Origin of the sequence: Microbacterium sp. VKM Ac-2870 (genome assembly GCF_015350795.1) — a bacterium.
Taxonomy (GTDB): domain Bacteria; phylum Actinomycetota; class Actinomycetes; order Actinomycetales; family Microbacteriaceae; genus Microbacterium.
In genome coordinates this window covers 312,687-324,948 of the sequence record NZ_JADKSH010000001.1, presented here as the reverse complement: position 1 = coordinate 324,948, position 12,262 = coordinate 312,687, and the positions used below count along the sequence as shown (strand labels likewise).

Here is a 12,262-nt window from a genome sequence, read left to right as displayed (position 1 = left end):
GGCGGGATCAGCCACCGAGGCTCCCCTCGTCGAGACCGCCGGCCAGCACGTGCGCGTGCACGTGGAAGACGGTCTGGCCCGCTGCCGGGCCGGTGTTGAAGATCAGGCGGAAATCGCCGTCGGCATGCTCAGCGGCGAGGCTGTTCGCCAGACCGACCATCTCGCTGAGCAGCGCGGGATCGGCTGCCGCCAGCTCGACCACATTGCGGTGGGCGGCGCTTTTCGGGATGACGAGAAGATGCACCGGCGCCTGTGGGGCGATGTCGCGGATGGCGAACACGTTCTCGGTCTCGGCGAGGATCTCGGCGGGGATCTCACCCTGCAGGATGCGCGTGAAGATAGACGGTTCGCTCATACTCCGAGTGTAGTCAGCGGCCGTCACCAGCGGCCGAGGCGGGCGTTGATGACGGCGAGGGCGGCCGGGCCCGCGGTAGAGGTGCGCAGCACCGTGTCCCCGAGGCGAACGGCGATGGCACCGGCACCTTGCAGCGCGGTCAGCTCCTCGGGGGCGATGCCGCCTTCGGGGCCGACGACGAGGACGATCTCATCGGCATCATCCACTGGTGTGACGCTCAGGGCGACGGATGCCGTCGGCTCGAGCAGCAGTACCCGCGTGTGCGCCGTGCGCGCGACGAGCGTAGACAGTTGAGCGGGTGCCGCGACGGTGGGAACCCACGGGCGGTGCGCCTGCTTGGCGGCCTCGCGGACGATGCTCGCCCAGCGCGCGACGCCCTTGGCGATCTTGTCGCCCGTCCACCGCGAGACGCTGCGCGCCGCCTGCCATGGCACGATCTCGTCGACTCCGAGTTCGGTGGCTGCCTGAACGGCGAGTTCGTCGCGGTCGCCCTTGGCCAGCGCCTGGGCGAGAACCAACCGTGGACGTGAGACCGCGTACGTGGCGCGCGCGGTGACAGTTACGGCGACGCGTTTGGGTGTCGCCTCGGCGACGACGCCCGTCAACCACGTGCCGACGCCGTCGCCGACGGTGACCTCTTCGCCGAGTCGCACGCGCCGGACGGTCGCCGCATGGTGGGCTTCGGGGCCTGTGATCACGACCTCGTCGCCGGGATGCGCCGCCGCGACGGGCGTACCGTCGCCGGAGGCCTCGTCCGCGAGGAAGTGCAGCGCCACCTCAGCCTCGGAACCGGTCGCGCAGCTTCGAGAACATGCCCTGATGGAACTGCGACAGGCGTGGCGCCGGCGCTTTCGTCTTCTTGGCGAAGTCCTCGATGAGGGCGCGCTCCTTGGCATCCAGCTTCGTCGGCGTCACGACGTGCACGCCGACGCGGAGGTCGCCACGCGTTCCGCCGCGCAGGGGCGTGATGCCGCGGCCCTTGATCGTGAGCACGTCGCCGGACTGCACGCCGGCCCGGACCTCCAGGTCGACGTCGCCGTCGAGTGAGGTGATCGTCGTCTGGGCACCGAGGATGGCGTCGGGCATGGAGACCTCGAGCGTCGCCAACAGATCGTCGCCCTCCCGACTGAATACCTCGTCGGGTGCCACGGTCACTTCGAGGTACAGGTCGCCGTTCGGGCCGCCGGCGGGGCCGACCTCACCCGATCCCGGCAGCTGCAGCCGGAGACCCGTCTCGACGCCGCCGGGGATGTCGACCGACACGGTGCGGCGTGCGCGGACCCGTCCCTGTCCCTGGCAGGTGGCGCACGGGTACGGGATCGTCGTGCCATAACCCTGACACGTGGTGCACGGCTGCGAGGTCACGACGTTACCCAGCAGGCTCCGCACGGTGCGCTGCACCTGACCCGAGCCATGGCAGATGTCGCAGGTGGTCGGCTGGGTGCCGGGCTGGCAGCACGAGCCCTGACAGGTGTCGCAGATGACCGCGGTGTCCACGTCGATGTCGCGGTGGGTGCCGAAGACGACATCGGCGAGGTCGAGCGTCACGCGCACGAGCGCATCCTGACCGCGTTCGCGACGTGAGCGGGGGCGACCGGTGCGGGCTCCCCCACCGCCGAAGAAGGTCTCGAAGATGTCGCCGAATCCGCCGAACCCGGCCCCGCCTCCGCCGAACGCGGAGCCGTCGCCGCCCATGTCGTAGCGCTGGCGCTGCTCGGGATCGCTCAGCACGTCGTACGCGTGCGTGACGAGCTTGAAACGCTCCGAGGCATCCGCCCCCGGGTTCACATCGGGGTGCAGCTCGCGGGCGAGGCGTCGGTACGCCTTCTTGATCTCGTCGGGGGTCGCCTCGCGGGAGACGCCCAGAACTTCGTAGTGGTCGGCCACAATCGCCTTTCCTGCCCTGCCGGGCGCGGGTCGGTATACGGGAGCGTGTCGCTCAGCGGGACGTGTCGTCCTCGTCGAGGAGCCGGCTCAGATAGTGCGCGACGGCGCGAACCGCCGCGAGGTTCGTGGGATAGTCCATGCGCATCGGTCCGAGCAGGCCGACGCGGGCGCGGGTGCCGGTCGCGTCGTACTCGCTGGTGAGCACGGAGGCCTCGGTGAGACCGAACGATGCGTTCTCCCGGCCGATGCTCGCCGCAAGACCGTGCTCGTCGGCGACCATCTCGCCCATCAATCGCAGCAGCGTGACCTGCTCCTCGATAGCCTCGAGCAGCGGATAGATGCTCCCGCGGAAGTCGTTCTCGCGGCGCGCGAGGGTGGCGCTTCCGGCCATGACGAGCCGGTCTTGACGGAAGTCGTCGAGTTCTTCGCCCACGATTCGGGCCACCGTCTGCAGGGCGTCGTCGATATGGGGCTCGGTGGACGCCAGCTCGGCGATCGCGGCGGCCGCTTCGGCGACGGGTTTGCCGGTCACGAGACGGGCGATCGCCGTCTTCACCCGCAGGGCTGCCTCGGGCGTGAGTTCCTCGCCGAGGAACGCCACGCGCTGCGACACGCGCCCGGTGTCGGTCACGACGATCACGACGACACGCGCGCCGCCCAGATGCACGAACTCCACGTGCGTGACGTTCGCCCGCGCGAAGGACGGGTACTGCACGATCGCGACCTGGCCGGTCAACTGCGTGAGCGCCCGCACGGTGCGCATGAGCAGTTCGTCAAGGTCGCCCGGGTCGCTCAGGAACGAGGAGATGGCGGAGCGCTGCGCGCCGGAGAGCGGACGCAGCTCGGCGAGGTGATCGACGAAGACCCGGTAACCCTTGTCGGTGGGCACGCGGCCCGAGGAGGTGTGCGGAGCGGCGATCAGCTCTTCGTCTTCGAGCAGGGCCATGTCGTTGCGGATCGTCGCCGCGGACACACCGAACTGATGGCGGTCGACGATCGCCTTGCTGCCGACGGGCTCATGCGTGTCGACGTAGTCCTGGACGATTGCGCGGAGGACCTGCAGGCCACGTTCCGAGACCATCACCCCTCCTTATTGGCACTCACGGATGTCGAGTGCCAATCTTACCGTGTGCGGGCGCGGCGGCGTCGAGCGTGGGTCTCGCGTGGCGCAGGGAACGGGGCGACGGCTCACGCCGTGAGCGCGCGCACGACCGCATCCGCGAGCAGCCGACCGCGGCGGGTCAACACGACGCGGCCGCGAACAGCGCGGGCGCCGTCGATCAGGCCATCGGCGATCAGGGCGGCGATCGCGTGGCGACCCTCCCCGGTGAGTTCCGACACGGCTATGCCCTCGACGATGCGCGAGCGCAGCAGTACGTCCTCCAGCCGCCGGGCCGCGACATCGGGTCTTTCGCGGGCAGCTGCGGGTGACTCGCCGCCAGCGAGTCGCTGTGCGTACGCGGCGGGGTGCTTGACGTTCCACCAGCGCAGCCCGTCGATATGGCTGTGCGCGCCGGGTCCGTAGCCCCACCAGTCGGTTCCGCGCCAGTACGCGAGATTGTGCCGGGAGCGATGCGCATCGCCGCGCGCCCAATTGGAGACCTCGTACCAGTCGAAGCCGGCGCCGGCGAGGGACTCGTCGACGAACTCGTACATGTCGGCCTGGAGGTCGTCGTCGGGTGCAGTCAGCTCCCCGCGACGGATCTGGCGGGCGAGTTTCGTGCCCTCTTCGATGATGAGCGCATATGCGGAGATGTGGTCGGGCTGCAGCGCGATCGCAGACTCCACCGAGTCGCGCCAGTCGTCGATCGACTCGCCGGGCGCCCCGTAGATGAGATCCACGCTGACGTCGAGACCGGCGGCGCGTGCGGCGTGGACGGCCGTGGCGACGGCGGCGGGCTCGTGGGTGCGATCGAGGGCAGCGAGTACGTGCGGAACGGACGACTGCATGCCGATCGAGAGCCTCGTAACCCCGGCTTCCGCCAGCGTGCTGGTCAGCGCGGGCGTGACGGTGTCAGGATTCGCTTCGACGGTGATCTCGGCACCGTCGGCCAATCCGAACGTGTCCCGAATGCTCTCGAGCATGCGGGTCAGGTCGCCCGGAGGCAGAAGGGTTGGTGTGCCGCCGCCGAAGAAGACGGTGGATGCCGCCCGCAGTGCACCGCGCGCGGCGAGCACCTCGCGTGACAGATCGATCTCGCGCCGTACCTCGTCCGCGTAGGCGTCTTGGCGGGCGCCGCGCAGTTCGTCGGAGGTGTAGGTGTTGAAGTCGCAGTAGCCGCACCGCACGCGGCAGAACGGCACGTGGATGTAGACGCCGAAGTCGCGATCGGGGTCGATCGCGATATCGGCGGGCAGCGCGCCGTCGACGGGTGCGGGATCGCCCAGAGGGAGCGCCGAGCCCATCAGGCGGGCGTCGTGTACAGCGGCGAGATCGCGCGGAGGTAGCCCTGGAAGAGCTCACGCCGACGGCGCTTCAGGAGCGGCCCGTACATGCGGTACAGCGTTGCGACCGGACGATCGAACGCGCGAACGGTGAAACGCACCTCGTCGTCGTCCGCCCAGGTGACGACGAATGACTCCTCGCCGCTGACGACGGAGCCGCCGACGGTGCCGAGGGCGAAGCCCACGCGCCGGGGTTCTTCGATCGCATAGATCACGCGCAACTCGCCGTCGGCGTTCATTCCCTTGATACGACCGTGGACGCGGATGGTCGTGCCGGCGGCGACGTACGGAGTGCCGTCGGCGTCGAAGCGCTGGTCGGCGTCGAGGCGGCTGGCGACCGTCGGCGTGCCGTCGACGTCGTAGCCGACCCCCGAGTACATCGGGCCGGCAGCCGGGCGCACATCGCTGATGTCCAGTCCTGCTCCGCGCAGCGCCGTCCACGACAGCAGGGCCTCGGCCGACGACTCGAATCGCGCCTGCCCGCTGCCGAGCAGCCACGAGTCCTCCGCCGGAACGCTGTTCTCCGGCGGATAGCTCATGAGGTCGTGAGCTTGCGTCGCGCCGACGGCGGCATAGTCGACCGTGTCGTCCTGAAAGCTTCCGCGACGCATGGCATCCACCCTAACCGGGACGTCTTACTTCTTGTCCTTGGCCTCGACGTCGCCCGACAGGGCAGCGATGAACGCCTCCTGGGGCACCTCGACGCGGCCGACCATCTTCATGCGCTTCTTGCCCTCTTTCTGCTTTTCGAGGAGCTTGCGCTTGCGGGTGATGTCACCGCCGTAGCACTTGGCGAGCACATCCTTGCGGATGGCGCGGATGTTCTCGCGCGCGATGATGCGCGCGCCGATGGCGGCCTGGATGGGAACTTCGAACTGCTGGCGCGGGATGAGTTTGCGCAGGCGCTCGGTCATCAACGTGCCGTAGGCGTAGGCCTTGTCGCGGTGGACGATGGAGCTGAAGGCGTCGACCTTCTCGCCCTGCAGCAGGATGTCGACCTTCACCAGATCGGCGGTCTGCGATCCGGCCGGTTCGTAGTCGAGGCTGGCATAGCCCTGCGTCTTGGACTTCAAATGGTCGAAGAAGTCGAAGACGATCTCGCCCAGGGGCATGTTGTAGCGCAGCTCGACGCGGTCCTCGCTGAGGTACTCCATGCCCAGGAGCGCACCACGACGCTGCTGGCACAGTTCCATCACGGTGCCGACGTAGTCCTTCGGCAACAGGATGCCGACCTTGACGACCGGCTCGGACACTTCCGCCACGCGGCCGTCGGGGTACTCGCTCGGGTTGGTCACGACGACCGTCTCGCCGGTGTCGGTGACGACCTCGTACGTCACCGACGGAGCCGTGGTGATGAGGTCGAGGTCGAACTCGCGGGTGAGGCGTTCGGTGATGATCTCGAGGTGGAGAAGTCCGAGGAAGCCGCAGCGGAAGCCGAAGCCGAGAGCGACGGAGGTCTCCGGCTCGTACTGCAGCGACGCATCCGACAGCTTCAGCTTGTCGAGGGCCTCACGCAGGACCGCGTAGTCGCTGCCGTCGATGGGGTACACCCCTGAGAACACCATCGGCTTCGGGTCGGTGTAGCCGGGGAGCGACTCGGTCGCGGGCTTGCGCTGGTTGGTGATGGTGTCGCCGACCTTCGACTGGCGTACGTCCTTCACGCCCGTGATCAGGTAGCCCACCTCGCCGACGCCGAGTCCCTTGGTGGGCACCGGCTCAGGGCTGGAGACACCGATCTCCAAGAGGTCGTGGGTCGCACGCGTCGACATCATCTGGATGCGCTCACGCGGCTCGAGCTTTCCGTCGACCATGCGGACGTAGGTGACCACGCCGCGGTACGCGTCGTACACCGAATCGAAGATCATCGCGCGCGCGGGCGCGTTCGCATCGCCGACGGGTGCGGGAATGCGCTCCACGATTCGATCGAGCAGTTCCTCGACGCCCATGCCGGTCTTCCCCGACACCCGCAGCACGTCCTCCGGCGAGCCGCCGATGAGGTTTGCCAGCTCGGCGGCGTACTTCTCCGGGTCGGCCGCGGGGAGGTCGATCTTGTTCAGCACCGGGATGATTTGCAGATCGTTCTCGAGCGCGAGGTACAGGTTGGCCAGCGTCTGGGCTTCGATGCCCTGCGCGGCGTCGACCAGCAGGATCGCGCCCTCGCAGGCGGCGAGCGAGCGCGAGACCTCGTAGGTGAAGTCGACGTGACCGGGCGTGTCGATCATGTTCAGCGCGAAGGTGCCGTGAGCGTTCGCCCACGGCATCCGGACGGCCTGCGACTTGATGGTGATGCCGCGCTCGCGCTCGATATCCATGCGGTCGAGGTACTGCGCCCGCATATCGCGGTCGGAGACCACGCCGGTGATCTGCAGCATGCGGTCGGCCAGCGTGGACTTGCCGTGGTCGATGTGGGCGATGATGCAGAAATTGCGGATCAGCTCTGGAGGGGTCGCAGACGGCTCGAGAGGCTTCAGGGCGCGCGGTGACATGTCTGGAGCAGTCTACCGGCGTCGCAGGCGACGGCCGGCCGGGACGGCGATGCGGCGGCACTCTAGCCGAGCCCGACGGCGGCACGCCAGCGTGCGGCCGGATGAGAAAGAGTTAACGGCTTTCGCCCTTGGCGCGCCGCCCTCGGCCCGATGATGCTCGATCTCAGGACTGGTGATACGGGATGCCGTCGCGTGTTCACCTGCACGCAACTGCCCCGCCCCCCGGCATCCCCATCATGAGTTCCGAATCCACCGAATCGGACGACCGTGCACCCGGCCGTCCTTTGTTGCATGCGAAACCAGGGAGAACACACGTGTCAGACCAGACACCGGACGCACTGCGTCCCACCGCCGACAGGCGGAAGCGACGCGCGATCGTCGCGGCCATCACCGCCGGAGCCCTCGCCCTCAGTGGCGTGGGCCTGGCCACCATCCCCGCACAGGCCGCCGTCAGCGCGGACGCTGCGGTGCTGATCAACGAGGTGTACGGCGGCGGCGGAAACACCGGCGCGACGTTTACCCATGACTTCGTCGAACTCGTCAACGTCTCCTCTTCGCCCGTGAGCATCGACGGGTGGAGCATCCAGTACGCCTCGGCCGCCGGCACGAACTGGTCGCGCACCGCGCTCTCCGGCACGATCGCGGCGGGCGGGACCTTCCTGGTTCAGGAGAAGGCCGGCAAGAGCGGCACGACATCTCTGCCGGCCCCCGACGCCACCGGCGAGATCGACATGAGCGGCAAGACCGGCAAGGTCGCGCTCGTGTCCAGCGCTGCCGCGATCACCGGCCCGAGCGATGGCGACGTCGTCGACTACGTCGCCTGGGGCAGCACGGCGAGCCCGGCCGCGGGCTCCCCCGCTCCGGAGACCACCAACGCGACGAGCATCAGCCGCGATGCGAAGCACACCAACACGGCGGACAACAGCGCCGACTTCACAGCCGCGGAGCCGACGCCGCAGAACTCCGGAGCGAGCGTTCCCGTTCCCGAACCCACCCAGACGGGCGGGCCGAACCCGGTTCCGAGCGGCTCTGCTCCGCCTGTAGACCAGGACATCACACCGATCGCCGCGATTCAGGGAACCGGCGACGCCACCCCGCTGAACGGTCAGACGGTGACCACCGAGGGCGTCGTCACCGCTTTCTACCCCGACGGCGGCTACAACGGCTACGTTATCCAGACGCCGGGCACGGGCGGCGCGATAGACCTCGCCACACACACCGCGTCGGAGGCGATCTTCGTCTACGCGAAGACGTCGGCTGTCACCTCCGAGGTCGCGCTGGGCGACACGGTGCGCGTCACCGGCAAGGCCGGCGAGTTCAACGGTCTGACTCAGCTCAGCGTCGAGGCGGGGGCGGCGACCAAGATCGCCGCGGTCGCCGCACCCGCTCCGGTCGTCCTCACGACGTGGCCGTCCTCGGCGTCGCAGCGCGAGACGCTCGAGTCGATGCTCGTCACGGTGTCGAGCACCTTCACCGTGACGAACACCAACAACACCAACCGCTACGGCGAGGTGGGTCTCGCTGCCGGTGATCGTGTGCTGCGCCAGCCGACCGATGTCGCGCGGCCCGGGACCCCGGAGGCCGCTGCCGTTGCTGCAGACAACGCGGCGCGCGGTGTGGTGCTCGACGACGGCGGATCCCTCGACTACGCAGCCCGTGCGAACAACGGCACGGGCGCGCTGCTGAACGGCGACCTCACGCCCGCGTACGTCTCGCTCGATCACCCCGTGGTCGTGGGAGGCACGGCCACACTCAGCGGATCGTTCGTCCTGGACTATCGCAACAACACCTGGAAGCTGAACCCGGCATCCTTCCTCACCGGCGACGGGCACACGCAGGGACAGGCGACGTTCACCAACCCGAGGACGTCGGCGCCGAAAGATGTGGGCGGTGACATCAGCGTCGGATCGTTCAACGTGCTGAACTACTTCACGACGCTCGGCTCCTCGGATCCCGCCTGCCTCGCCTACACCGATCGCGAGGGCATCGGACGCAACGTCCGCACCGGATGCGACCTGCGGGGAGCATGGGGCGCCGATGACCTGGCGCGCCAGCAGTCGAAGATCGTCTCGGCCATCAACACACTCGACGCCTCGGTGGTCGGTCTGATGGAGATCGAGAACTCGCTCAAGACCACCCCGAGCACGCCCGATACGGCGGTCTCGACGCTGGTCGACGCGCTGAACGCGGCCGCCGGAACCGCCAAATGGGCGTATGTGCCGGCATCCGCGCAGCTGCCCGACGCGTCGCAGCAGGACGTCATCCGCAACGCGATCATCTACCAGCCGGCGCGCGTGCAGCGCGACGGCGAGGCCCTCGCGCTGGGCACCCAGTCAGGCTCAGGGCAGGCGTTCGACAACGCCCGTGAGCCTATCGCTCAGCGGTTCGTGCCCGCCGGCGGCGGTGAGTCGCTGCTGTTCGTCGTGAACCACTTCAAGTCCAAGGGCTCCACCGGTGCCTCCGGTGCCCAGGCCGACCAGAAGGACGGTCAGGGCGCGTGGAACCCGGCGCGCGTCGCGCAGGCCACGGCACTTCGTGACTGGGTTTCGTCGCTCAGCACGGGCGGGCAGGCGGCGGTTCTCGTCGGTGACTTCAACTCGTACACGCGCGAAGACCCGCTGCAGGTGCTCTACGACGCCGGCTACGTCGACGCGGAGTCGTCGCTGGAGGTCGGGCGATCCACGTACTCGTTCGACGGGCTGTCGGGCTCGCTCGACCACGTCCTGCTCAACGCTGCAGCCAACAAGCGCGTCACCGGCGGCGACGTCTGGAACATCAATTCCGGAGAATCGGTCGCCCTCGAGTACAGCCGGTACAACAACCACGGCACCCTGTTCTGGCAGGACGGCCCATACCGATCGAGCGACCATGACCCGCTCAAGGTAGGCCTCTCCTCCGGCACGGCCGCGCCGACCACGATCGACATCCTGACGATCAACGACTTCCACGGTCGTATCGAAGCCGGTACGCAGGGCGAAGCCGGCGCAGCCGTGCTCGCCGCCGCCGTCACGGCCAAGAAGACACAGAACCCGAACACGCTGCTGGTCTCGGCCGGCGACAACATCGGAGCCTCGACCTTCACCTCGAGCAGCCAGCAGGACACGCCGACGATCGACGCCCTCAAGGCCGCGGGCCTCGAGGTCTCCGCGGTGGGCAACCATGAGTTCGACCGGGGGTTCACCGACCTGAAGGAGCGTGTCATCCCCCGATTCGGCGGCAACACCGACCCGGCGTCGGCAACGCCCGAGCAGATCGCCGCCGGTGGAGCCTTTGCCCTCGGCGCGAACGTCTATCAGAAGGGAACGGAGACTCCGGCCCTCCCCGAGTACACCGTGAAGACCATCGACGGTGTGCGGGTCGCGTTCATCGGCACGGTCACCTCCGATACGGCGACGCTGGTCGACCCGGGCGGCATCCGTGACATCGAGTTCGGCGACCAGCTGGAGGCGGCCAACCGTGTGGCGGCGAAGATCCATGACGGACACCTCGCTGACGTCACGGTGCTTCTCACGCACTCTGGAACCTCGGAGTCGAACATGTGCGACGCCGTCGCCACCGACCCGTCGGACTTCGGCACGCTGATTCGAGGAGCGTCGGCGAACATCGATGCCATCGTCTCCGCCCACACGCACCAGACGTATGCATGCCATGTGCAGGTGGCGGCCACGGGTGGGCTCCGTCCGGTCATCCAGGCGTCCGAGTATGGCAAGGCACTCGGTCAGCTCACCCTGCGCTACGACAAGGGTGCGGGAAAGCTCGTGTCAGCGGAGGGTACGACAACGCTCTTGGCGAAGGCGTATCCGGCCGATGCCGCGGTGGCGGCGATGGTGAAGACGTACAGCGATGCGGCGAACGTCATCGGTGCCCAGCCGCTGGGCCAGATCACGAAGGACATTCTGCGCGGCGGCAAGAGCGGTTCCGACCGCGGGGTCGAGTCGACGATGGGCAATACCGTCGCCGATGTCTACCTCTGGGCGACCTCGGCGAACCCGGCGTACGCAGGAAAGAAGGCGCAGCTCGCGCTCATGAATCCGGGGGGCCTGCGCGCGGACCTGCTGTACACCGGTGACGGCACCGTCACCTACAAGCAGCTCGCCGATGTGCAGCCGTTCGCCAACACGCTGGTCACCGTGACGCTGACAGGGGCACAGCTGAAAGACACTCTCACGCGCCAGTGGCAGACGACGGGGGACCGTCCGAAGCTCCACCTGGGTGTGTCGGCGGGCTTCAGCTACGAGTACACCGAGGAGGCGCCGCCCGCGGGTCAGACGGCGTCGCGCTCGGGGCACATCCTGTCGATGTCGCTCAACGGAAGAAAGGTCGCCGACACCGACACGATCACGGTGGTGACGAACTCGTTCCTCGCCAACGGCGGAGACGGCTTCACGCCGTTCGCCCAGGGCACCGATCGCGCCGACACCGGCCTGGTCGACCTCGACGCGACGATCGCCTACGCGAAAGCGATCCGACCGATCGCGCCGGCTGCTCTCGGCCGCGCGAAGCTCGTCACCGGCACCGTTCCGTCCCCTGACCCGTCGTCGAGCCCGGCGCCGAGCGGTTCGCCGTCGCCCACGACGACCCCGTCCGCGACCGGCGCACCGATGGCAGGGGTGTCAACGACCGGTCTCGGGGCGGGCGGTCGGATCGAGCGCGGCTCGTCGTTCACGGTGACGCTGACCGGCCTGGGCGCGTTCGAGCAGGTCGCTGCGACGTTGAACAGCCAGCCGATCGTGATCACCGGGATCCCCGCCGCCGATGCGAACGGACGGGTGAGCTTCACGGTCGCCGTGCCACGCACGCTCGCAGTCGGAACCCACCACCTCATCGTGTTGGGTGCCGACGGACGCGTGGTGGTGAACCTGCCTCTGGAGGTCGTCGGTGAGGGCACCCTCGCGATGACCGGCGCCGAGACCCCATGGGCTCTGGCGTTCGGGGGCGCGTTCCTGCTCGCCGCGGGGCTGCTGCTGGCGATGACACGTCGTCGCCGCATCGGCTGAGCCCAGACCGTCGGCCCCGGCTCCCCTTCGCGGGTGTCGGGGCCGACGGCGTTCAGCCGTGTCTAGGCTGAGAGTGTGACGACGACGACCGT

8 protein-coding genes are annotated in these 12,262 nt (G+C 68.5%); 1 reads left to right on the top strand and 7 read right to left on the bottom strand.

The features are described 5' to 3' along the window. Positions 1-7: 7 nt before the first annotated feature. The 7 genes from ITJ43_RS01590 to lepA all read right to left on the bottom strand — a co-directional run bounded on the left by ITJ43_RS01590 (position 8) and on the right by lepA (position 7,173). The gene (locus ITJ43_RS01590; RefSeq protein WP_194581483.1) at positions 8-355 is read right to left on the bottom strand and encodes an HIT domain-containing protein; all 348 of its coding nucleotides are present in this window, start codon (positions 353-355) and stop codon (positions 8-10) included. A gap of 23 nt (positions 356-378) precedes the next feature. Then, positions 379-1,131, bottom strand: a complete 753-nt coding sequence (locus ITJ43_RS01585; RefSeq protein ID WP_194581481.1) for a 16S rRNA (uracil(1498)-N(3))-methyltransferase — start codon at positions 1,129-1,131, stop codon at positions 379-381. A 1-nt stretch (position 1,132) separates the two neighbouring features. Next, the gene (gene dnaJ / locus ITJ43_RS01580; RefSeq protein ID WP_194581479.1) at positions 1,133-2,242 is read right to left on the bottom strand and encodes a molecular chaperone DnaJ; all 1,110 of its coding nucleotides are present in this window, start codon (positions 2,240-2,242) and stop codon (positions 1,133-1,135) included. Between the two features lie 52 nt (positions 2,243-2,294). Then, a complete protein-coding gene (hrcA, locus tag ITJ43_RS01575) occupies positions 2,295-3,323 on the bottom strand; it encodes a heat-inducible transcriptional repressor HrcA (protein ID WP_194581477.1) in 1,029 nt (342 codons plus the stop codon). Positions 3,324-3,430: 107 nt separating this feature from the next. Then, the gene (gene hemW, locus ITJ43_RS01570) at positions 3,431-4,648 is read right to left on the bottom strand and encodes a radical SAM family heme chaperone HemW (protein ID WP_194581475.1); all 1,218 of its coding nucleotides are present in this window, start codon (positions 4,646-4,648) and stop codon (positions 3,431-3,433) included. Next, positions 4,648-5,298, bottom strand: coding sequence for a DUF1990 family protein (locus ITJ43_RS01565; protein WP_194581473.1), 651 nt, complete (start codon positions 5,296-5,298; stop codon positions 4,648-4,650). The genes hemW and ITJ43_RS01565 overlap by 1 nt, the downstream gene beginning before the upstream one ends. 24 nt (positions 5,299-5,322) lie before the next feature. Next, entirely contained in the window at positions 5,323-7,173 is a 1,851-nt protein-coding gene (gene lepA, locus ITJ43_RS01560) for a translation elongation factor 4 (RefSeq protein ID WP_194581471.1), read from the bottom strand. Positions 7,174-7,487: 314 nt separating this feature from the next. Here lepA and ITJ43_RS01555 point away from each other — a divergent pair, with 314 nt between their 5' ends. Then, positions 7,488-12,170, top strand: a complete 4,683-nt coding sequence (locus tag ITJ43_RS01555; protein ID WP_194581469.1) for an ExeM/NucH family extracellular endonuclease — start codon at positions 7,488-7,490, stop codon at positions 12,168-12,170. The last annotated feature ends 92 nt before the right edge of the window (positions 12,171-12,262 follow it).